General features: G+C 38.8%; 16 protein-coding genes, 2 tRNA genes and 1 pseudogene. 10 read left to right on the top strand and 9 right to left on the bottom strand.

The annotated features are described in order from the left end of the window. The first annotated feature begins 59 nt into the window (after nucleotides 1-59). Nucleotides 60-132: transfer RNA gene (locus tag ACI7T6_RS04265), tRNA-Met, on the top strand. Nucleotides 133-153: 21 nt separating this feature from the next. Beyond that, nucleotides 154-227 (top strand) — tRNA-Met (locus ACI7T6_RS04260). Nucleotides 228-388: 161 nt separating this feature from the next. Here the strand turns inward: ACI7T6_RS04260 and ACI7T6_RS04255 are convergent. The 3 genes from ACI7T6_RS04255 to ACI7T6_RS04245 all read right to left on the bottom strand — a co-directional run bounded on the left by ACI7T6_RS04255 (nucleotide 389) and on the right by ACI7T6_RS04245 (nucleotide 7,287). Next, complete coding sequence (locus ACI7T6_RS04255; RefSeq protein ID WP_404665152.1) at nucleotides 389-3,856, bottom strand: NEL-type E3 ubiquitin ligase domain-containing protein; 3,468 nt, start codon at nucleotides 3,854-3,856, stop codon at nucleotides 389-391. Between the two features lie 542 nt (nucleotides 3,857-4,398). Next, nucleotides 4,399-6,480 carry a hypothetical protein gene (locus tag ACI7T6_RS04250; RefSeq protein WP_404665151.1) on the bottom strand — a complete coding sequence of 694 codons (2,082 nt, stop codon included), beginning with the start codon at nucleotides 6,478-6,480 and terminating at the stop codon, nucleotides 4,399-4,401. A gap of 150 nt (nucleotides 6,481-6,630) precedes the next feature. Beyond that, nucleotides 6,631-7,287, bottom strand: coding sequence for a hypothetical protein (locus tag ACI7T6_RS04245; RefSeq protein ID WP_404665150.1), 657 nt, complete (start codon nucleotides 7,285-7,287; stop codon nucleotides 6,631-6,633). A 442-nt stretch (nucleotides 7,288-7,729) separates the two neighbouring features. Here ACI7T6_RS04245 and ACI7T6_RS04240 point away from each other — a divergent pair, with 442 nt between their 5' ends. From ACI7T6_RS04240 to accC, 8 genes are all read left to right on the top strand, one after another. Continuing rightward, nucleotides 7,730-12,106: an ankyrin repeat domain-containing protein gene (locus tag ACI7T6_RS04240; protein WP_404665149.1), complete on the top strand. Its 4,377-nt coding sequence runs from the start codon at nucleotides 7,730-7,732 to the stop codon at nucleotides 12,104-12,106. 132 nt (nucleotides 12,107-12,238) lie between these two features. Beyond that, nucleotides 12,239-13,075: an aspartate kinase gene (locus ACI7T6_RS04235; protein ID WP_404665148.1), complete on the top strand. Its 837-nt coding sequence runs from the start codon at nucleotides 12,239-12,241 to the stop codon at nucleotides 13,073-13,075. Nucleotides 13,076-13,155: 80 nt separating this feature from the next. Next, nucleotides 13,156-13,851 (top strand): ribulose-phosphate 3-epimerase, encoded by a 696-nt coding sequence (rpe, locus tag ACI7T6_RS04230; RefSeq protein WP_404665147.1) that lies wholly within the window; start codon nucleotides 13,156-13,158, stop codon nucleotides 13,849-13,851. Beyond that, nucleotides 13,848-14,810 carry a uridine diphosphate-N-acetylglucosamine-binding protein YvcK gene (gene yvcK, locus ACI7T6_RS04225; RefSeq protein WP_404665146.1) on the top strand — a complete coding sequence of 321 codons (963 nt, stop codon included), beginning with the start codon at nucleotides 13,848-13,850 and terminating at the stop codon, nucleotides 14,808-14,810. Before rpe ends, yvcK begins: the two co-directional genes overlap by 4 nt. Beyond that, nucleotides 14,794-15,459 (top strand): HAD family hydrolase, encoded by a 666-nt coding sequence (locus ACI7T6_RS04220; protein ID WP_404665145.1) that lies wholly within the window; start codon nucleotides 14,794-14,796, stop codon nucleotides 15,457-15,459. Before yvcK ends, ACI7T6_RS04220 begins: the two co-directional genes overlap by 17 nt. Beyond that, complete coding sequence (locus ACI7T6_RS04215) at nucleotides 15,456-16,013, top strand: elongation factor P (protein ID WP_404665144.1); 558 nt, start codon at nucleotides 15,456-15,458, stop codon at nucleotides 16,011-16,013. Before ACI7T6_RS04220 ends, ACI7T6_RS04215 begins: the two co-directional genes overlap by 4 nt. A gap of 55 nt (nucleotides 16,014-16,068) precedes the next feature. After that, on the top strand, nucleotides 16,069-16,542 hold the full coding sequence (gene accB, locus ACI7T6_RS04210; RefSeq protein WP_404666132.1) for an acetyl-CoA carboxylase biotin carboxyl carrier protein: 474 nt from the start codon (nucleotides 16,069-16,071) through the stop codon (nucleotides 16,540-16,542). Nucleotides 16,543-16,562: 20 nt separating this feature from the next. Continuing rightward, nucleotides 16,563-17,930 (top strand): acetyl-CoA carboxylase biotin carboxylase subunit, encoded by a 1,368-nt coding sequence (accC, locus tag ACI7T6_RS04205; protein WP_404665143.1) that lies wholly within the window; start codon nucleotides 16,563-16,565, stop codon nucleotides 17,928-17,930. 71 nt (nucleotides 17,931-18,001) lie between these two features. On the opposite strand, the gene ACI7T6_RS04200 is transcribed toward accC, so the two are convergent. From ACI7T6_RS04200 to ACI7T6_RS04175, 6 genes and pseudogenes are all read right to left on the bottom strand, one after another. Then, entirely contained in the window at nucleotides 18,002-18,676 is a 675-nt protein-coding gene (locus ACI7T6_RS04200; protein ID WP_404665142.1) for a TIGR00730 family Rossman fold protein, read from the bottom strand. Between the two features lie 115 nt (nucleotides 18,677-18,791). Continuing rightward, complete coding sequence (locus ACI7T6_RS04195; protein ID WP_404665141.1) at nucleotides 18,792-19,679, bottom strand: YitT family protein; 888 nt, start codon at nucleotides 19,677-19,679, stop codon at nucleotides 18,792-18,794. A 291-nt stretch (nucleotides 19,680-19,970) separates the two neighbouring features. Further along, a complete protein-coding gene (locus ACI7T6_RS04190) occupies nucleotides 19,971-20,156 on the bottom strand; it encodes a hypothetical protein (RefSeq protein ID WP_404665140.1) in 186 nt (61 codons plus the stop codon). A gap of 120 nt (nucleotides 20,157-20,276) precedes the next feature. Then, a pseudogene (locus ACI7T6_RS04185) lies at nucleotides 20,277-20,735 on the bottom strand (transposase); the annotation flags it as partial. A 12-nt stretch (nucleotides 20,736-20,747) separates the two neighbouring features. After that, complete coding sequence (locus tag ACI7T6_RS04180) at nucleotides 20,748-20,981, bottom strand: hypothetical protein (protein WP_404665139.1); 234 nt, start codon at nucleotides 20,979-20,981, stop codon at nucleotides 20,748-20,750. 158 nt (nucleotides 20,982-21,139) lie between these two features. Beyond that, on the bottom strand, nucleotides 21,140-21,427 hold the full coding sequence (locus ACI7T6_RS04175) for a DUF6444 domain-containing protein (protein ID WP_404665138.1): 288 nt from the start codon (nucleotides 21,425-21,427) through the stop codon (nucleotides 21,140-21,142). Between the last annotated feature and the right edge of the window lie 860 nt (nucleotides 21,428-22,287).

Raw genomic sequence — 22,287 nt, 5'->3', positions numbered from 1 at the left:
AGATGATAAAATAAGTTCGCCTTAAAAAAGAGAAAATGCTACCATATTGTCTATCTTATCGCGGGGTGGAGCAGTGGTTAGCTCGTTGGGCTCATAACCCAAAGGCCGGAGGTTCGAATCCTTCCCCCGCTATTTTTTTCCCATCTTCGATATGGCGGTATAGCTCAGTTGGTTAGAGCGGAGGAATCATAATCCTTGTGTCGTTGGTTCGAATCCGACTACCGCTACACTTTTATCTTTCTTCAAATAGCATTTTCTTACAAAAATTACGCATTAAATCCATTTGTTTTTTTAAATTTTAAAGTGTCCCCTACTAACCTTTCTTAAATTGAATAGATGCACAAAAGGGTAGAGTTTTTATCGATCATCTACCTTAAGAAAACAATTTTTATTCGCTCTTCATTTTTTTATCTTGAGCCGTGATCTTTTCTGGATGTAAAGCTTCTAAAGTATTTTGAGATACTAAGATGGGTTCAATACGTAAAAGCTTTTCAATTTGCACTTTTGCATTGTATAAATCGACTCCTTCAGAGATATATCTTTTGATGAATGCCTCATAATCGTAGACCACATTATTATAAAGTACAGGGCGCTCTGGAGTGTCTTGAAGATAAGGGCAAATCTCTTTACATGGTGATGAGCGGTGTATTACAAGAAGATGCTCCCAAGCTTGAATAGAGGCTCTTCTTTGATACCGTTTCCAAGGGTTCCAGCTTTCTAAAAAAGCCTCAAAAGCATTTTCAGTTGTTTCTTGTAAAACCAATTGACCCACATAATCAATTTCTGCATCCGAAATAGCCACACATTTCCTAAAGAGCATGTCTTTTATATTGATCGGTAGATTTAACATTTTCTGTAACCTGATATGAAAGGCCATATACACTTCTACTTCATCCACAAAACGGAGTGTTTTGGTAAAATCTCTGATTTTTTTGTTCAGTTCTTCAAGCAAGAAAAAGCCTTTTCCTAAACTTTTCACCTCTTCAATAGTCGCAGATTTTTGCTCAATTCCCTTGAGTTTTTGATAGAGTCCAATATCACTTAAAGTTGTCATCACCCGGTCATCACAGGAAGAGAGTCCTTGATGAATCAATGTTACAATGGGGCGGCAAAGTTCTGCATCTTCTGTCATGATTTTTATCATTTGAAGAATCTGTCTTCCAAGATTTTCCCGGGTGGCGATGTTGTAGTAATCTGCTGTTCCGGTAAGGCGCATGAGAAATTCTAAGAGATTTTCATGATCTTGTACCTCTGTCAATGTTTGATGAAGCTGATCACATATCTTTTCAATAGGGATCTGCATATCTTGTTTAGCCTGATCTTGCCAAAACTTAAGAGCTTCAAAGAGATCGTCAAATGAGATGATATATTCCTCTTTAGCCTCAAAAGAAAAATAAAATTGCATTCCTTCTATACCATGAGTATCTTCTTGCAATCTTGAGATAACCCTAGGAGAAAGAGAGCATCCTGTAAGATTTATGATACGGTTCTTTCCGTTAGAACAATAACCTAAAGTGGCAATCCAATTGGGTAAAGAGGTTAAATGGGAACAGTTATTTAAATATAAATTCCCTCTAAGCTTAAGAAAATGAGGCAAAGTAGTAAGAGCTTTGCACCCAGAAAGGTCAATATCCCCTCCTACTTCCAAGCCTGGAGAAAGGTGAGTGAATGCTTGACAATTAGAAAGGTCTAGAGATCCTTGGACTTTAAGACCCTCTGGTAATGTAGTCAAAGACTCACAGTGAGAAAGATCAATATCTTCTTCTATTTCTAAATCTTGAGGAAGATGAGAGAGTGTTCTGCAGTAAGAAAGATTCAAAGATCCTTGGACTTTAAAACCTTTTGGTAATGTAGTCAAAGACTCACAGTGAGAAAGATCAATATCTCCTCTTATTTCTAAATCTTGAGGAAGATGAGAGAGTGTTCTACAATAAGAAAGATTCAAAGATCCTTGGACTTTAAAACCTTTTGGTAATGTAGTCAAAGACTCACAGTGAGAAAGATCAATATCTCCTCTTATTTCTAAATCTTGAGGAAGATGAGAGAGTGTTCTACAATAAGAAAGATTCAAAGATCCTTGGACTTTAAAACCTTCTGGTAATGTGGTCAAAGACTCACAGTGAGAAAGATCAATATCCCCCCCTACTTCTAAATCTTGAGGAAGATGGGAGAATGTTCTACAAAAAGAAAGATTCAAAGATCCTTGGACTTTAAAACCTTCTGGTAATGTAGTCAAAGACTCACAGTTAGAAAGATCAAGATTCTCTCCTACTCCCAAACTTGGAGGAAGGTGGGTAAGTGTTTGACAATTACAAATGTCTAGAGACCCTTTGACTTTAAGACCCTCTGGTAAGGAGGTAATTAATTTGAAGTGAGAAAGCTTAAGATCTTTTCCTACTTCCAAATTTTGAGGAAGATGAGCTAACGCTCTACAATCAGAAAGATGCAAAGATCCTTTGACTTTGAGGCTTTCTGGTAAGGAGGTAATTAATTCTAAGTGAGAAAGCTTAAGATTGTTTCCTACCTCTAAACCTTGAGGAAGATGAGTTAACACTCTACAATCAGAAAGATGCAAAGATCCTTTGACTTTGAGGCCTTCTGGTAAGGAGGTAATCAATTTTAAGTTGGAAAGTTTAAGATTGTTTCCCACCTCTAAACCTTGAGGAAGATGAGTTAACACTCTACAATCAGAAAGATGTAAAGATCCTTTGACTTTGAGGCCTTCTGGTAAGGAGGTAATCAATTTTAAGTTGGAAAGTTTAAGATTGTTTCCTACCTCTAAACCTTGAGGAAGATGAGTTAACGCTCTACAATGAGAAAGATGTAAAGATCCTTTGACTTTGAGGCCTTCTGGTAAGGAGGTAATTAATCTTAAATTAGAAAGACTAAGATTTTCTCCTATTGCCAAAGCTGGGGGGAGGCGAGTTAACGCTTTACAATCAGAAAGATATAGAGACCTTTTGACTTTAAGGCTCTCTGGTAAGAAAGTAATTAACTCTAGGTTAGAAAGACTAAGATTTTCTCCTATTTCCAAAGCTGGAGGGAGGTGAGTTAACGCTCTACAATCAGAAAGATATAGAGATCCTTGGACTTTAAGGCTCTCTGGTAAGAAAGTAATTAACTCTAAGTTAGAAAGACTAAGATTTTCTCCTATTGCCAAAGCTGGAGGGAGGTGAGTTAACGCTCTACAATCAGAAAGATATAGAGATCCTTGGACTTTAAGGCCCTCGGGTAAGGAGGTAATTAGGCTTAAGTTAGAGAGAATAAGATCTTTTCCTATTTCCAAATCTTGAGGGAGATGAGAGAGCTTTTTACAATTAAAAAGATATACAGATCCTTTGACTTTAAGTCCTTTAGGCATTGCTATAAGAGAGTTACACCGAAAAAGATTAAGATCTTTTCCTACGGCTAAATCTTCAGGGAGCTGTTTCAGAGCTCTACAGTCAGAGAGATCAAGAGATCCTTCAACCTTAAATGTCTTAGGTAAAGAAAAAGATGTAGAGAGGTTAGAAAGGTTAACATCTCCTTTAACATAGAGCTTTTGAGGTAAAAAGTAAGATGCTTGCTGAGAAGCATTATGTATCTCTTCTTCTAAGAATTTTGAAACAAAGAGGGGGTCACATGTAAGAGAGCCTTCTATTGTAACATCTCTAGATTGTAAAAGGACAAAAGCGTGGATGTTAGAGGAAATTAGTTCTATATCACCTGTAATGACGATGCAATTAGGCAAAGTCTCTAAGCTTGTCAGTTGATTGAGCCCTTCTGCTAGAAGAGTATAAGGATATTCCTGCTTATTACCATCTAATGAGGAATGCGGCAGGTGAGAGGTCAAAGAATGATGATTTGCAATACGCATAATAATCCTTAATTTTTTGTAACGATTTAGATGTCTGCCTCTCTTATACACACATGTGTATAAGAGAGTAATCTAACTTCTAAAAATCAAAGAAACTGTCTCGTAGGACATATGAGGTGATAGGGATCTTCTTGGATAGCTTCTATGACAGCCTCCAAACTATTCCCATACTACTGAGCAGTTTATGACTATTAGAGCTTTTGCACAATCTAGCTTCTCAATCTTGGACTTTGGCTCCTAATTGTTGAATGAGGATATCTTGTTGTTAATTTGCAGTGAGTCACTGTCCTATTAAATGGCAAACATACAGCGGTGCCCGTTTAGAAAGAGTTTTTAAAAGCTTTTCATTAAAATCTAGTGTAAAGTTTTCTGACTTTATCAACATATTCCCAGGTTACTGACTATTTTTGTAAAAGGAAATAAAAAATTTATCAGGGAATAAGTGCGGGGTATCTGAATAGTTCCTCTTATTTGTTAAAAAATACCATTTAAGAGGAAGAGGATTCTGACTTTTAACTCAAGCCGAGCTGAAGTATAGGCTTTTAGAACTTCATATCCATGAGCTTAATGGAAGGAAATGTCCACTCTTTTGTGGAAGGAGAGTATCTATATCCCATCTCCATTTGCCATTTACCGCTAAGAAGAGTGATCACTTTAATCTCATACGCATTGTAGTTTTTTTCTGTGACTCTCCCCCATCCATGATGAGACTCCAAATGACATGACCATAAAGGTGAGAGTTTGATGTGAAATTGCGAGAGGAGGGTATTTCTCCTGTCAGAAAGAGGGGAGCTAAGGAGCTCATCACCATCTCTTTTGACATCAAGAGAAAAGTTATGTTGATCACATTTACGCCAATCAAAACGGCTACGGTGTCTAAGCTCTAAAGAAAAGGCGACATTTCTACTTACTGTCCAAGCAGATCTTGTATTGATGCGGTCAATCACTTGCTGTTCTCTATTATAGATGAAATCCATTGAGCCTCTCCAAGACGGGTATTCACAAAGAGCTGAGAGGTAAACTTTAGGAGCTCTTGATGTAAAGGGAGTTTTTCCTATAAAGAGATAGGTGTAAAGATGAAAAGTAGTGAAGGGAAGAGCCGTTTTTTGCTGAGGGTAAAACGCATGAGTCATCCCTGGCTTCATCACCGTCTGTTTTACAATCCCATCTTGAAGAGAAAAAACCGGGTTTGGAGTGTGTGTAGAGGATAGTGGTGTGATGTTATAGAGCTCAATGTAAGGGGCTTGTTGATGGGTAAAGGATTGAAATCTTTTATAAAGAGCCGTTTTAAGTTTAAACCCATAAGAGGTGATGAGCTTTGTTTGATGAGGCTTACTGTAATAAAGGCCGCTTATATTCATCCAAGGTGTTAAAGAAAAAGGGCCTGTGTGAAAGGGACGGTAGAGCGTTGTTTTATTTTCAACTCTTGCAGATTCAAAGTCTTGAATCCAAGAAGAGAGCCCCCCTGCATAGGTGTAGCTTAAATAGCCCATAGAGGCACTATTTTGAGCGATGATCCCCGTTTTGCCAAGAGGAGCAGATTTTTGATGGGTGACAAAGAGGGGAAGCTTTTGATTAATACTTTGAAAATAGTTGATTTTCGGTTCTAAAGTGAGTCTAGAAGAGTTCCTTTTTGTTACATGAGAGATAAAGGCAAGCGTTCTTTTTTGGTTTCCAAGCTCAAACTCTTCTTCCTTAAAGTCTTGAGGCATCTTATCGTCACTGAGTTTATCATAGCTGATATGCATATGAGTATGACCCTCTTGAAAAGATGAGGTTAAGAGTCCTTGAAAGCGGTACCTTTTGTTACTGATTTCATCAGGGACAACTTTATCATGCGCGGCATAATTTTTTGTTTGGAAAACAGTTGTGGATGAAGGTGAGCGGTAACTTGTCTCAATGGCAATGCCTGGCCCTTTTTGAGCTCTATAATCTAGCCGTCCAAATAGCGCAAATGTCTCTGTGGAATACAGCTCATACCGAATAGATAGCTTTTGTTTTAACACTTCATCCCACACAAATTTATACCGAATCGGAGAGTCTTTTAAAAATTTGAGATTAAGTTTAAAGTAGGGGAGCCACAAAAGAGGAAAGTCAAAAAATCTTAAGCCCATATTTTTTGCTGAAAGAAGATAGCTGTCTTTTAAGTTAATGTGAGAAGAATAGAGCTTCCACCAAGGATCTTCACTCTCAGCTGTTGTTAAATAAGCCTCCGACATCCAAAAGCTTCCATCTTCTTGAATCTCTAAGGTGTCGCCTCCTACAAACCAGTAATCTGTAGATGTTCTTGCATCTTTTAAAATTCCTGTCTGATGGATTAAATCGTAATCTAGATCACTACCTGTAAAGAACTTCCCCTTATATTCTAAGAGAAGATTTCCTTTAGCTTTGACTTGCTTAATATGAAGGCCATCAGCTGTTTTATCGATATACGCCATTTCCTCAGCTTGAATGCGAAGATGAGGCCCCGTAATAATACCCCCTTCTGTGGAAGAGAGTGTTCCTTTAGAAAAGACGGGGTTTTTGAGTTTAACTTCAAACTCTTCTCCATAAACTTTTCCTGTATAAAAAAGAAGAAGAGTGAGGGAAGTTAGGGCAGTTTTAAGATAACAGGGGGTTAACATAGGAAGTAGTATACCGAAGAGGTCTATTCAAATAGAGAAAAATAGCTGTGATTTCAACTCTTTTAACAAGGCAAGAGAGCTAAAATGCGACCTTGCCCAAAGAGATTAAGAGGTTCTCATGAGGCAAGGCTAAAATCAAGAGTTCAGAAATTACTCAATCTCTTTGATTGGATCCTCTTCAGAAATCAGAAGCTGCTCTTGATTGTAAATTTCCGCAGAAAAAGAGAGGGTATCTTTGGCATCATTAAGCGCTGAGTCAATTAATGCAGTGACAAAAATAGGGTGATTGAAGGCAATGTTAGCGAAAATATAGGGCAGGGGGGTCGCAAATGCGGCTTGTGGATTTTGAATATCTTCTTGTAATTGAGGAGAAGATTGATTTAAATGATAAAGAGATTGGCGTAAGTGGTAAAAATTCCACATGAGAGCGCATTTGATGAGAGTTAAGCGGATATTAAAGAGGGTATACGCTGTAATAAGTCCTATGATACCGTTAAAGACATACGATCTTTGCGGAGAGTAGAGTTTAAGATAAGTTCCTAAGGCTCCTATCAAGGTGGGGATGAGGATTTTGCTGAGTGTACTCACTTTTAAGATTTCTTTCATCTGCAGAGTATGAAATATTTCTTGAGGGTTTAATACATGAGATACGATTTCAATCTCTTGGTTAAGTAATTCATCCTCATCAGCATCAGCTACGCTTGGAGTTTGCAGAAAGCATGCATCAAAAAGCGTTTCGGAGTATTTCAGTTGATTGAAGTAGTATAATGTAGTAGTTGCTGAAGAGAGAATAAGAGATGTAGACATAGTATAGATTCCTAATAGGGATTAATATGCATGAAAATGACAGTTTACTTACTAAAGCTTAACAGATTGGTTTTAAAAAGGGTGCATAAATTAAAAAATATGGCAGTTTTTTAGTTGCGTGGTGGTTAGGAAATAGTAAGAATGACAAATTAATCTTAACTCCTCTATTCCTAGATAGATTCTTCAGCTATTTTAAAATATCCAAGAAAGTGAATACAAAAGAGAGAGCGTTAGCTTTAATAGAAAGAGGGCCTAAAATGGACTGTTTTAGTTTACTGTTTGTAAGGCGTTAATAAGGATATCTTTTTTCATCTTCTAACATGTTTAACTCTTAAGAAATTAAGGGTAAGAGCCTTTGGATCAAAAAACACATTTTTCTATTTGATGTAAAATTGCCCTTCATTCCAATATCACTTAAAAAAATCCTCTTTTAAGGTGTTTCATGATCCCTTCTTCTTCTATTTGGCCTCAGCATAACCCATCTGAGCCTACCTCGCTAAAAGCTTCTGGGGCATTTACCCCATCATCTCCAATAAAGAGCTTGCCTCATTCAGAGTTAAGGTGTGCTGCTATACACTCTATTCAAAAAGAGGGCATGCGCTCTTTGATGAAAACATGCGGCTTTGATGATGCATGGATCCAAGAGGTAAAAGAAGAGAATTTTCAGAGTCAAGAGCATCTAGTGACGTATCTTTTTTCTCACATTTTGCATGAAATGAAACCTGAAGAGTGGGATAAACTCTCCTATCCTCATTTACTTGAGCTTTATGATTTACAAGGGATGAATATTGCCTTTACAGCGATTCGGGAAGGGAAAAAACCATTTTTTTCGTATCTCATTCACCACGTGCCTGTAGATGATCTCATAATGATTAAAGGGTTAGAAGAAAGAGAAGAACTTAGGGGAAAAACACTTCTTCATCTCATTGCCATCTATGGAAGAGAAGAGATGCTTCAAGCACTTCTTCATACACATTTAGATATGATCAATATGAAAGATAAAGATGCTTTAGGTCTTACTGCTTTACACTGGGCCATTCATGAAGGGCATGAAGAAATCCTTCGAAGGCTTCTTAGCTATGGCATGATTGGGCAAGAGTTAGAGCTTAAAACACACATCATTTCCCTGATAGCACTTGCCATTCTCTCCGGATACCCTTCAATCTTAGCTCTTTTACTTAGTCATAATCAGTTTAAAGAGATCAGCCTCTTAGAGGGGATTCCAGAGCTCAAAACCCCTCTTCATTTGGCGATTCATTCCAATCAACCCCGTATGCTGACTCATCTCTTAAATCATGAGCATGACACGGTAAAATACCTTTTAGAACTTAAAGATGCCTTAGGGAGGACACCTCTTCAACTCGCCGCTTTTTTAGGAGATCTATTTGCGATAAGAGCGCTGATTCATAAGGGAGCGCATATTCATCAAGGAGAGTTTGAGAAAGGGGGAACAGCTCTCCATTTTGCAGTAAGAGGAAAACAGCCAGATGCTACCCTCCTCCTTCTTTCTCTAGGAATAGATCCCAGTAAAACAGATGCAGCAGGAAGATCTCCTCTTGCTGATTTACAGGATAAAGACGCTAAAGCCCCCTTGATGAGAAGATGTAAAAATATCTTAGAAAATTTTACCGCTTCCAAACGGCTAGACAAGGTGAAAGAGACACTCATTTTAGAAAGGGCTCCTTTTAACATGATTTTAGAGGGAAGCTATCTGCATATGGAAGGATTTATAGGCGTCATAGAAGGGCTAGAATCGAAAAAGATTCTCAAAGATATCAGGAGATTTTCAGGACTTGGGATGGGCTCTATGATAGCCACACTTCTCTCTCTTGGATATACATCCTCTCAATTAAGAGATTTACCTTTCACGTCGCTTCAAGAACTTCTTACAGTAGATCATACGCTACAACATGAAGAGCTTAAAGAACTAGAAGCCTTTGAATGTTCTCAAGGATTCACAGGAAAAAATAAGGTTTCTTCTCTTGCTTTATGTCACATGAAGCCGTTGCAAGAGACGTTAGAAGAAATCATCTATCAGCAGTCAGAGATACATGATATGACATTTAAAGAGCTAGCTGACAAAATCCAGAAATTTCCTGAGAGATATAAACATATTCACCTCTTTACCTATAGCTTAACTCAAGAGAAACTGATGCATGTCACTTCAGAAAATGCAGAATACGAAGATTTTGTGATATCAGATGTTCTTACTGCAGCGCTCTCTTTTCCAGGGGTTTTAAGCCCTCTCATCTTAAGACGGAAAAACTCTAGCAAAGATCTCTATGATGATACGACTTATGGAAAGGTTATAGCCCCTTCTTTTATCAACTCTCTTGTAGATCAATTTGATGAACTCATCTATCAAGAAAATCCTTATTTTAAAGGAAAACAAACCAATTACCGCACCCTTGTTCTCAAGCTAACGCATTTAACGGTTAAAAAAGATAAACTGACCCGTGAAGAGCGGCTTCTCTTGAGGCTACTTTATCAGCATCTAGGACAAGGGGAAAAAAGAGAAATATCTGAGGAGATCTCTCGGGGAAGGATCAAGGAAATTTCTTTTCTAGGAGAAGATCATAAAAGTGAGTCTAATCAACAAATAGAGCAGTTATTTTCAGAGGTTAAAGCATTTGATGTTCATAAAACTTCTCTTGGCATTTCAAGGTCATCAAAACCTCTTCTTAAGCCGTGGAAGTATGATTTTTTTCTTCAGAGTACCTCAAAAGCGTTAGAAGACGGTTTAATCAAGCCCCCCTCTTGTCTCAGTAATATCCCTGTAAGAGATCACATTTTTGTTGGAAGAGTTAAAGAGCTTGAGGAGTTAAAAACAGCTTTTCTAGCTTCTTCTAGAGTCTCTATTTCAGGGCTTGGAGGAATGGGAAAAAGCACTTTAAGTTTCAAATATGCTCTAGAGCTTAAAGAGTATCTTTTCCTCCATCTCATTAAAGTCACAGGGCCAAGATCCATTAAATTAGGGCTCCTTGAGCTAGCTCTTTTACTTGGCTTAAAAAAAGAGGATCATGAAGAAACGTTAACTGAGCTTAAAGTAACCCTTAAGAAAATGACGCTTCCTGGATTAATTGTGATCGATGGACTTGATGACTCTTTATTTTTTCAAGAGATAGATGACTATTTACCAAACTCTATGCAGTGTCACATTTTAATCACTACAAGGATAGGAGAAGAAGCTAAAGTTAATGGATTTCATGATATTTCTTTAACAGAATTTTCAGAAGAGGAGGCGCTTTGCTATTTGATTCAGAAAAAACAGGTGAATAAGGTAGAACAAGAAAGTGCTAGCTGTCTTGCTAAAGAAGTGGGATACCACCCTCTTGCACTCTCACACATCGTTAGGTATTTGCAAGAGGAAGATCTTTCCATAGAAGAATATAGTAAAAGGTTTAAAAGCCGCAGCTTAAAGCTTCCTGATCTTGATGCCATCTCTCTTCCTGCAGGTGAGCAATCTGTTTTTATCACCTGGCAAGTGTCATTAGAGGCGATCAAACAGAAGAAAAATGGAGAACTCTCTTTAAAGATCATGCATTTTATTGCACTCCTTGGGGAAGAAGATATTCCTTTTGATCTTTTATGCACCTTTATTCAAAGACGTTATCCAGAAGAAGACCCTGTGTCTATCGCTTCCGGGCTTAAACTTTTAAAAAATTATGCCTTTCTTCAGGAGACAAGAGGGGTAAAAAAATATTATCATATTCACGCTCTTGTGCAAAAAGTGATCGCGCATGAGCTAAGAGAAGAAGACAAAAAAGAGATCATCCAAGACGTGATTACATCGCTTGATCAAGAAATCACAGAACTCAGAAGACCTTATCACATTGTTGAAGGAGAGATTGATGACCGGTTAAGGGAGATCTATCAGGTGCATATGCTAGCTCTTTTCATAGACATGGGGCCCCTTATCCCTTTAAAAGAGACGGTTCAACTCCTGAGCCATCTAGGATGGATAGCTTATTATGAGGAGAAAGAGGAAAATGCGCTTTGGTATATTGACCAAGGTATTACTTTAATTAAAGATCTCTCAGATCAACCATTTTCCTTACTGAAAGCAGAACTGTATCATTTAAGAAGCTGTATTGAATCTGATGAGGAGCTAGCAAGAGAGTCTTTAGCCATCAGAGAAAAACTTTGCGGGGTATCCTCTGAATATACAGTAGAGAGCTGTGAAACCTTAGCCTTTATTTTAGGAACAATGAATGAACATGAAGAAGCTCTCTCTTTAGCAAGAGAGGTGCTTCATAGGAAAAAAGCTGCCCTAGGAGATGTAGATGGCATTCTTAGAGATTATGAAAATGTCATAAATATTTTAAAAAAACTGAAGAAATATGAAGAGGCCCTTACGCTTTCCTCAGACATGTTAATGACTCAAAATAGAATTTTAGGGGTGAGTGATCATGAGATATCTGCAGGATACGCCTCTAAGAATGTGATTGAATTACTACAAATATTAGGAAGAGATGAAGAGGCTCTTATTAAAGCACAGGCGTTATTAAAAAGGCGGGAAGAGAGTTTAGAAGAGAGCCGCTACCTCCTACTTGAGAGTTATCAATTAGTTATCACACTCTTAGTAAAGTTAGAAAGAACTCAAGAGGCTCTTGATGCCGCTCAAAAAATGATTGCCATTAAGCAGCGCCATGCAGGGGATACTGTAGGAGATAAGAGATCTTTAATCCAGCAAAGTTATCAATTAGTGATGACTTTACTTTGTAAACTGAATAGGAAGGAAGAGGCTGTGAAATTGTTTCATGCTTTAAAAGAGGCGCTGCATTCTCATCAGCCTCTAGATTCACCGTTAAAAAAATAAGGTGTGATTTACATAAATTTTTAAAGATTTTTTCTTTTCAGCTTCATTCAGATATTTCTTGGGATCTCTTGTCAATATAAGGGTGAGTGTTGATTCTTTTACACAATCCATTCTCCAAGATTGACGGGAGAAATGTGCCAGAGTATCATCATATCTATGAAAAGGGTTGTTTTAAAGTTTGGAGGGGCAGCTGTTGCTTCTCCCGAAAATATTTTACGCATCGCAGATCTCATTGAGAGAAGATCAAGAGAAGTAGATGAAATTGTGGTCGTTGTGAGCGCGATGGCAAACGCCACAGATCAGCTCTTGGAGCTGGCTCAAAAAATTCACCCTTTTCCTCCTAAACGAGAACAAGATATGCTCACCTCTGTTGGAGAAAGAATTAGCATGTCGCTTCTTGCGATGGCACTTGATCTTAAAGGGAAAGAGGCAATTAGCTTAACAGGGAGTCAAGCAGGTGTTATAACGACTTCTCAGCATGCAGAAGCTAAGATCATAGAGATCCGGCCAAAGCGGATTTTGCAAGGGTTAAAGCAGCAAAAAATTGTGATCGTAGCAGGGTTTCAAGGGGTAAGTCATGAAGGAGAGGTGACAACACTTGGAAGAGGAGGCTCTGATACAACAGCTGTGGCTTTAGCTGTTGCCCTGCAGGCAGATAAAGTGGAGTTTTATAAAGATGTGCCAGGCATTTTTAATGAAGATCCTAAGAAAAATAGGGAGGCTTCTCTCTTCTCGCATTTAACCTACTCTGAGGCGCTCTTGATTATTCAAGAAGGAGCTAAGGTGCTGCATCAAAGATGTGTTTTATTAGCAGAAAAAAATCAGATGCCGCTTCAAGTGCTCTCGTTTATCCATCCTGATTTAGCTAAAGGTTCGTGGATTGGAAAAGCCTCTTCTTCTGAGAAAAGCTTTTCTCCTATTTATGAGAGCGCTAGCGAAGAAGATCTGATAGAGATGGCGTTAACTTAAGAGAGAGAGGAGGCATTTCACCTCAAATTCCTAGATCTTTATTGACGTGATCTATTCAAACCCTCTAAAATTTAAGGGAAATGAATAAAGTTGATCAGAGCAAAACACAAATCCAAAAACAGATCCAGGTCTATCCCTCTATTTTAGCAGCAGACTTTGGGAAATTAGCTGATGAGGCAAAACGTGCAGAAGATGCAGGAGCTGATGGCCTTCATATTGATATTATTGATGGACATTTTGCCCCCAATTTTTCCCTTGGCGCTAAAGCAGTAGCTGATATCAGAAAATCGACCTCTCTTTTTCTAGATGTCCATTTAATGACGTATAACCCTTATGGCTATATTGAGCAGTTTGTAGAAGCTGGCGCTCACGGTATTACGTTTCATTTTGAGGCAACAGAAGATGTGCTAGACACCTTAAATTACATCCGTAAATGTAGAGTGAAAGCAGGACTTGCTTTCTCTCCTGACACCTCACCTGAGATGATTTTAAAATACTTAAAAGAGGCCGATCAGATTCTTTTAATGACGGTAAATCCTGGATTTACCGGACAGCCATTTCTTCCTGAAATGGTGGAAAAGATCCACTATGTAAAAACGCTTTCTAAAGCGTTAGATGCAGCACCTCTTATTCAAGTGGATGGAGGCATTAATCAAGAGACAGGCCTCTTATGTGTTAAGGCAGGAGCTAGCATCTTAGTGTCAGGGCAATACCTTTATCAATCTAAAGATATGAAGGGAGCTATTAAGAGTTTAAAAGAGCTTAACGGCTCATGAAAAAAGTTGTCACAATTGGCGGAGGGACGGGGAACTTTACTGTCCTTAATGGCTTAAGAAACGATGATATCGATATCACAGCCATCGTTTCTATGGCAGATGACGGGGGAAGTACAGGCATTTTACGCGACGAGCTAGGGGTACTGCCTCCTGGAGATGTAAGGCAGTGTCTTGTAGCGCTCTCTGACTCTTCAAGACTCATGCGCAGTTTAATGAACTACCGGTTTGAGCAGGGGGGACTTGTTGGACACAGCTTTGGAAATTTGCTGCTTTCTGCCTTAGAAAAGGTAACGGGGAGCTTTGAAAGAGCTGTAGAAGAGGTGGGAAAAATCCTTTATATTAAAGGGAAAGTGATTCCTGTCACCATGCACCAAGTGCGGCTTAAGATGATCTTAAAAAATGGGCATCTTCTTGAAGGAGAGAAAGAGGTGTATCTTTCTCAAGAAATTGAACAAGGATATAGCTCCATTTATTTAGATCCTTACCCTAAAGCCAATCCAAGAGCTATAGATGAGATCAAAAATGCCGATGTGATCGTGGTAGGGCCGGGCGGCCTTTACACATCTCTTCTTCCCAATTTCTTAGTGGAAGGGATCAGTGAAGCGTTTCTTGAGAGCGATGCAAAAAAAGTTTTTGTTGTAAACCTCATGAACCGTAAAGGGCAGACATCGCATTTTAAGGTGAGTGACTACTTAAACGAATTTGAAAAATATCTAGGGAGAGATGTTTTTGATTATATCATTGTGAATAACCAGCTCCCCCCAGAAGAATTGATTGCTCTTTATGCAGAAGAGGGAGAGTTGATTGAGAATGATCTAATCTCTGACCGTGTGAGGGCAGTGCCTCTTTTAGGAGAGTTAACGCCTGGGTTTAAGAAAGATTTACTGAAGAGAAATTTAATACGGCACGATTCTAAAAAATTAGCTAAAGAGTTGATGAAAATTGTTAATTATCTTTGATCTTGATGATACCTTAATTGATACAACAGGGTGCGTAACCCCTCTGCAGCTAGAAAAGGCGCTATTAAAAATGGTGGAAAAAGGGCTAGAGGCAGGAGATTTTGAAGAAGCTCTTACGACCCTTAAACGGATGGATAGCTCCTCAGAAAGCGCGCTTCATACGCTAAAAGAATTTTTAGATATTATAGATGGAGATGCCGCTTTCTTAGATATTGGAGAGTCTATCATTTACGGGGAAATTGCAGAAGATACCACCATTTTTGCACTTGAAGATGCGGAAGCGGTTTTAGAGCAGCTTAAAGAGCACCATCAAATTGCTCTTGTTTCCAAAGGAAAAACCGATCAGCAGCTTCTTAAAATGAAAAATGCTGGTCTAGATTCAGGACTCTTTAGTAAGATAGTTTTTTCTGAGCATGTAGATAAAAGACCCTCTTATGAAAAGGTTTTACAAGAACTGAATGTAACCCCTGATAAAACGGTTGTTTGTGGAGACCGTATAGGACGGGATCTTACTCCTGCCAAGCAGCTGGGTTGCTTAACAATTCAGATGCAATGGGGAAGAGGACTTGCCTCTAAAGGGCCTGCTTCAGATGTTGATTTTAAAATCCGCCGTCTCAACCAAATCTTAGAAATCATAGATAAATTATGACAAATACCCAACAATTGATCGCTGGCATGACGATTTCTGTCGAAGGAAATATCTACCGAGTCGAGTCGTGTGTTAAAGTGACTGTAGCTAAAGGGACCCCCTTTATTAAAGCTAAACTGAAAGATCTGATGACAGATGAAACTGTAGAGAAAAACTTCAAAGTCGGGCAGTCTGTTACAGAAGTGAACCTTGCCGAAAGGACTCTTGAATATCTTTATTTAGAAGGTAAAGACTATCTTTTCTTAGATATTGGAGAACTTGAGCAGGTGCTCATTCCAGCTCCTATCATCAGTGAGAAAGTGAACTTTCTCAAAGAAGGGGTTCATGTGAAGGCAAGAAGCTACGGAGAGACCATTTTTTCTATTGAGCTTCCGCAATTTCTTGAACTCATGATTGTAAAGACAGAGCCAGCAGACCATGTCTCTTTAATCTCTAATGGAACAAAATCAGCCATTTTAGAGACAGGCGCTAAAATTGAAGTGCCTCTTTTCACAGAGGTAGGAGATATTGTGAAGGTCGATACGCAAACTTGTGATTACATTCAACGTGTATAAAATGGGCATTTTTCAGCGGCTGACAGCTGTGATACAACGACAAAAGGAGACATCTGTGGATCTCAAGCACATTAAAGAACTCATGCTTATGATGGAAAAATCGGGCATTACGAAATTACGGATTAAAGATAAGTATGAAATAGAGCTGGAGCGTCAAGGAGAGGTGTCTCATGCGGGATCCCTTCAGATGGCCGTAAATCACTCCTCTATGGATCTTTCTTCTAAACAAAGTAGCTCTATACTTCCTCATAGACATTTCCCTTCAGAAGAGAAGTTAGAAGAGAAAAAAGTGGAAGGAAAATGCATTACAGCGCCTCTTGTAGGAACGGTGTATCACGCAGCTTCTCCTGAAAACCCTCCCTTTGTCAAAGTTGGTGACCCTGTGAGTGAAAATAGTGTTGTGTGCATCATCGAGGCGATGAAAGTGATGAATGAAGTGAAAGCGGGAATGAGCGGCACTGTTGCAGAAATTCTTGTGAGTAATGGCCACCCTGTGGAATTTGGCGCAAAGCTCATTCGGATTGTTTAACTTCTAACAGGATAGGTCCCATGAAAAAAATTCTTATTGCTAACCGGGGAGAGATTGCGATTCGGGTGATTAGAGCGTGTCAAGAACTGGGGATTCAAACCGTTGCGATCTATTCACAAGCAGATCAAGAATCACTGCATGTTCTTCTTGCTGATGAGGCGATCTGCATTGGAGAGGCGCCTTCTCAAAAGTCTTATCTCAAAATTGCCAATATCCTCTCTGCTTGTGAAATTACCGGCGCTGATGCTGTGCATCCTGGATATGGATTTTTGTCAGAAAATGCCAAGTTTGCCTCGATTTGTGAGAGCTGCGGAGTGAATTTTATTGGGCCATCACCTGCCGCTATTTCGCTCTTAGGCGATAAAGCAAAAGCTAAGTCGATTGCTAAAAGCGTTAAGTGCCCTGTCATCCCAGGATCAGATGGAATTGTGATAGATGTGAAAGAAGGGCTTAAAGAGGCAGAAAAAATTGGATTTCCCCTTCTCATTAAAGCAGTAGCTGGGGGCGGCGGTAAAGGGATTAGAATTGCTCATAACTTAGAAGAGTTTGCAAGACAATTTGCAGCAGCTAGAGGAGAAGCCGAATCTAGCTTCAATAACCCTGATGTGTATCTCGAGAAGATGATTGTCAATCCGCGTCACATTGAGATTCAAGTGATTGGAGATCAACAAGGTAACTATGCCTATCTCTTTGAAAGAGATTGCACCATTCAAAGGCGGCGGCAAAAACTGATTGAAGAGTGTCCAAGTCCAGTTCTTAGCGAGGCATTACGGAAAAAGATTTGTGAATCCGCTGTTGCCATTGTTAAAGCTGCAAACTACCACTCTGTTGGAACGGTGGAGTTTCTCTTAGATGAAGATAAAAACTTTTATTTTATGGAAGTTAATACTAGGATTCAAGTGGAGCACACCATTACAGAAGAGCTGACAGGTATTGACCTTGTCAAAGAGCAGATCCAGATTGCAAGAGGAGAAAAGCTTAGCTTTAAACAAAAAGATGTGCAGATGAAAGGGCATGTGATTCAATACCGCATTAATGCAGAAGACCCCACAAGAAACTTTGCTCCTTGCCCTGGTGTATTAGAGTACTATATCGCTCCTGGAGGCCCTCACGTAAGGATTGATAGCGCCTGTTATTCAGGGTACCGTATTCCTCCTAACTACGACTCGATGATTGCAAAACTGATTGTAAAAGGGAAAGATAGAGCCTCTGCCATTCAAGTGGGAAAACGGGCTTTAAAAGAGTTTCATATAGGAGGTGTTCATACCACCATTCCTTTTCATCAATACATGTTAGAAGATGCCACCTTTTTAGAAGGGGAGTATCCCATTACCTATATTGACCAATTAATTGAAGAAGGGTGTCAATTTACCCTCCCTAAAGATTAAAAACGGTTTAAAAGCCTTGAAACACCCATTTCAAGGCTTTTTTAAGCTTTTCAAGACTCTAAAAACATCTCTTAAAAGTTTCCAATTTTTTTTGTGTGTAGAGACTGTTTTGTAATCTCTTCCACAACTAATTCAAGATCATCTGTAATGGTCACAATGCTTAGATCTACAGCGTAGAGATAAGATCTCTCTACAGCGTGATTTTTTAGCCACTCAAACAGCCCTTCCCAGTAAGCTTTTCCAATCAGAAAAACAGGAGCCTGTGCAATTTTTTTTGTTTGAATGAGTGTGAGCACTTCAAAGAGTTCATCGAGTGTTCCAAACCCTCCAGGAAAAGCCACAAACGCTTTTGCATACCGCATGAACATCACTTTACGGACAAAGAAATACCTAAATTTCAGAAGAAACTTTTCATCAATAAAGGAATTAGGTCTCTCTTCATTAGGAAGATCGATACAAAGGCCACACGATTTTCCAAGGCTCGATCTAGCTCCTTGATTTGCAGCCTCCATGATTCCAGGGCCGCCTCCTGTAATCACCCCAAGCCCTTGCTCTGCAATGAGCGTTGCAAGAAGAGACGCCTTTTCATAATAAGGGTCTGAGTGAGGGATGAGTGAAGATCCAAAAATGGCAACAGAGGGTCCCAATGTTGTCATGGTTTCAAACCCTTCAACAAACTCCGCTAAGATCCGAAAAATTCTCCAAGAGTCCCAGCTTTCATGATGGTCTTTATATTCAAGATGCATAATTTTCTTTGCCCCTTTTAATTAAGAAGTAAAGAAATTATTAATATTTAGCAATGGGTAAAGACGATTTTTTTTGAGAGAAGGGAGAGATCTCCCTTCTAAAGATTTAAAGAGTCTAGAGGAAAGACCGTTTCTTTTTCTTATAAGGGAGATGAGCATGCTTGCCATACACAACCTCATGAAGGTTTTCAATCGCCATAAAGGCTGTCGGATCTTCTCTTAAAACAAGCTCTTTTAAAGCAGCAAGATCAAGACGCTCGATGATAATATAAAGGATTTCACGGGTATCTCCAGTAAATCCTCCTTTTCCATGAACAATGGTTAATCCAAGTCTTAGCTCTGCCATAATGACGTTTGCCATTTTTTGCGGTTTTGCAGAGATAATCATCACGGATTTGAGCTCTTCAATTCCCATAATGACAAGGTCCATCATCTTAAATGCTACGATATAGGTGATAAGAGATTGAAGGGCATGGTGCCAGTTAGAAAAGATCCATCCATACGCTGTAAAGATGAAAAAGTTGATAAAAAGAACCACTTGTCCAACTGTAAACCCTTGCTTGCGGTTGATGAGGATGGCAAGAATTTCTGTTCCATCTAAACACCCTCCGTGCCGGATGATGAGCCCAACACCTACCCCTAAAATGGCTCCTCCGATGATGGTGACTTCAATGGGGTCTCCTTCAAAAGAGGGAAATGTTGAAACAAGCACCAAAAACAGCGCAAAAAATAGAAGGGCGACTCCCATGGTGATCACAAACGACTTACGGATATATTTATACGCTAAATAGATAAAGGGGAGGTTTAAAACAATGAGGAATAAAGAGAGGTAAGACTCTCCAAATAGCCTGGATAAAATCAAGGCAACCCCTACTGTTCCGCCATCAATCAAAGAGCTGGGAAGTAAGAAAACATGGATGGAGAATGCAGCTAAAAAAGAGCCCAACATGAGCCAAAAATAGGTGATAATGTATTGCTGAAGGGATTTTTTTGCGGCTGTCATGTAATGTTTCTCCAAGTTCGTTTTTACTATGGCACATTTGCAATTGTAATACAAGGCTCTCCCATCAGTTCGTGGAATATTGAGAATTTCTTTTTTTTGAAGAGAAGTAAATGGGTGAATTATAGCTAGGATAAAGAGGGTGAATTTCTGATTTAGAGAAAGATTTTTTTTGATTCAAGAGCCATTTTTTCAAAAAAGAGGAGAGAAAATACAAGATAAAAAGGTAACTGTTCAGATACCCCACTATACACAAATTTGTGTATAGGGGGGTATAATCTGGCTTTTAAAAATCTAAAGAGCTAACTGAGGAGGACCTGTTAGGTGATACGGATTTCCTTGGATAGCATCTGTAATCGCGTCCAATATATTCCAGTTTTGCTTACGAGCTGTGGAAAGATAATTTCTAATTCGGCAAAAGATTTGCCCTCCAAGAAGTGTTCGGAAGCACCCATGGGTTTTCTGTTTGAGTTTAACCATCTAAAATATCTTGTTCTCCTTGATTGTTACTAAAAGGGATTTTAGAACCCTTAGTAAATGCTATAACAGAGGAGGCATTTTGCTTTAGCCTATCTAGGAGGGTTTTCTCTGGTCTTTGACTTAGTTCTTCCTCTTTTTTCGGGAGCTAAAGATTTGGGGGTTTGCATGATAGGAGTGTCCTTCTTGGATAGCCTTATTGTAAGAGCTCTTGATCTCTTTGATCACTTCTTCTTTAAGAGGCCCTTTTTTTATAGCTTGATGAGCAAGCAGGAGAGTCTTTTTCATGGCCAAGGCCCACTCCTCTTTCTCCTCTTCATACATAAAATTGAGCTTTCTTAAATGATGAACATTACACAGTACATGACTTGAGCCCGGATAATTAAAATAAGACTTTGAATGGTCATGAACAACATAGTTTTTGAAAAGAGGTAAGATCCCGATGGTATCCATGGCTTCTTTTCCTCTCTTATGATGTATCATATAAAGAGTTGCCATCTCAGATGCTGCATCATGGATCCACGTTAGCTTTTTCTTACATCTTATTCCTGTCTCATCAAAATGTAAGACTTTTGAACTTAAAAGATTCTTTTTTTATCCCTCTTCAAACGAGTAAAGCTCTGTAAAAAACTGTGTATTGATGTTTATACAGCTCCCTGGGGATAGGGATATTCCAAGGAGATTTTTAAAAATTTGGCAGACCCTATTTACGGGGATAAAATGCAAAGAGCTTAGGTAGCTAGCTAAAGCTTTTACCCGGCTTCCAAATTGAGTAGGGCCTTTAACATGTTCTGAAAAAGAAGCTCTTGTTAACTGTTCACAGCGCAAACATGTTTTTTCTATAACCTCGTATTCAGTCGTTTCTATCTTAGGTTGAGGGAGCTTAAACAGTTGTCTTTTTTCTTAAGCAGTTCCTTGTAATTTCTTTAAGAGAAGCGTGACAATGTTGAGGGTGGTCACGACTTAATAAAAACGTATGATCTGGGTTATTCACTTGCGATCTTCCATCCCTCTTGTCCTCCAATTTTTTTACCTGAAGACTCCCTTAAGCTTTTAGGGATTTTCTTAAAACCATCACTACTTGGAGGCTTATGACTATTAGAACTATTTTTGGATAATCTAGCTTCTAGATCTTGGACTCTAGTTTCTAGTTTTTGAATTGTAGTGAGTAGCTGTTGCACCAAAAGATGAACATATGGTGGTGTCTGTTCAGGGAGAATTTTTAAAATCTCTTCAATAGAATCTGGTGTAAGATTATCTAGCTTTATCGACATATTTCCAGATTACTAACTATGATTGTAAAAAGGAATAAAAAATTTATCAGGAATAGTGAGGGGCATCTGAATAGTTGCCAAAATTGAAAAAAATCTTGATTAAATAGAAGAGTGTATTCAGTATTGGGTTTTTCAATTAAACCATTAGAGGTTCAAGATGGACATTCATGCAAAATCTTTAAGCAAAGCCGGGCTGATTAAAATACCATTGCCCTCTTCAGATACTTCAAAGGATAAAATCCGGCTTTATAGGTTTTCTGATCAAACTCCTGAGGGTATTGCACAGATTCAGAAACTATTCGAGATGAAAGTGAAAGGGAGGATTTATGATGGGCTTATCAGTGAAATGTTTCAAGATGTTTCAAATAAACCATATTTGTTTAAAAAAGAAAGGCAGCTTAAGCTGATCTCAAAAGAAGAGGTTCTTTCATTGAGCTATAGTAATTTGGGAGGGATTCACTATAAATCAGGAGAGTATCAAAAAGCAATTCCATACTACGAGAAGAATTTAAATTTCGCTTTAGAGCTTAAAGACAGGGATGGAGAAGGTAGAGCTTATTGCAATTTGGGAATTGCTTACGATTCTTTAGGAAATTCCCGTAAAGCCATCGATTTCCATAAAAAGGATTTAAAGATCGCTCTAGAGCTTCAAGATAAGGTAGGAGAAGGAAGGGCTTATGGCAATTTGGGAAATGCCTACTATTCTCTAGGAGAGACCCGTAAAGCAATCGATTTCCATGAAAAGGATTTAAAGATAGCTCTAGAGCTTCAAGATAAGATAGTGGAAGGAGGGGCTTATGGCAATTTGGGAATGGCTTATGATTTTCTAGGAAATTCCCGTAAAGCCATCGATTTCCATA

It is taken from the genome of Rhabdochlamydiaceae symbiont of Dictyostelium giganteum, assembly GCF_964291045.1.
In the GTDB taxonomy this organism is placed as follows: Bacteria; Chlamydiota; Chlamydiia; order Chlamydiales; family Rhabdochlamydiaceae; genus PALSA-1444.
This window is presented reverse-complemented; position numbering and strand designations above follow the sequence as displayed.

Coding starts and splice junctions, on each gene's coding strand:
- ACI7T6_RS04190 (WP_404665140.1), bottom strand. CDS start 20,156: ATGGTTAAACTCAAACAGAAAACCCATGGGTGCTTCCGAACACTTCTT.
- ACI7T6_RS04255 (WP_404665152.1), bottom strand. CDS start 3,856: ATGCGTATTGCAAATCATCATTCTTTGACCTCTCACCTGCCGCATTCC.
- accC (WP_404665143.1), top strand. CDS start 16,563: ATGAAAAAAATTCTTATTGCTAACCGGGGAGAGATTGCGATTCGGGTG.
- ACI7T6_RS04175 (WP_404665138.1), bottom strand. CDS start 21,427: ATGTCGATAAAGCTAGATAATCTTACACCAGATTCTATTGAAGAGATT.
- ACI7T6_RS04215 (WP_404665144.1), top strand. CDS start 15,456: ATGACAAATACCCAACAATTGATCGCTGGCATGACGATTTCTGTCGAA.
- ACI7T6_RS04240 (WP_404665149.1), top strand. CDS start 7,730: ATGATCCCTTCTTCTTCTATTTGGCCTCAGCATAACCCATCTGAGCCT.
- ACI7T6_RS04250 (WP_404665151.1), bottom strand. CDS start 6,480: ATGTTAACCCCCTGTTATCTTAAAACTGCCCTAACTTCCCTCACTCTT.
- ACI7T6_RS04235 (WP_404665148.1), top strand. CDS start 12,239: ATGTGCCAGAGTATCATCATATCTATGAAAAGGGTTGTTTTAAAGTTT.
- ACI7T6_RS04195 (WP_404665141.1), bottom strand. CDS start 19,679: ATGACAGCCGCAAAAAAATCCCTTCAGCAATACATTATCACCTATTTT.
- yvcK (WP_404665146.1), top strand. CDS start 13,848: ATGAAAAAAGTTGTCACAATTGGCGGAGGGACGGGGAACTTTACTGTC.
- ACI7T6_RS04245 (WP_404665150.1), bottom strand. CDS start 7,287: ATGTCTACATCTCTTATTCTCTCTTCAGCAACTACTACATTATACTAC.
- rpe (WP_404665147.1), top strand. CDS start 13,156: ATGAATAAAGTTGATCAGAGCAAAACACAAATCCAAAAACAGATCCAG.
- ACI7T6_RS04200 (WP_404665142.1), bottom strand. CDS start 18,676: ATGCATCTTGAATATAAAGACCATCATGAAAGCTGGGACTCTTGGAGA.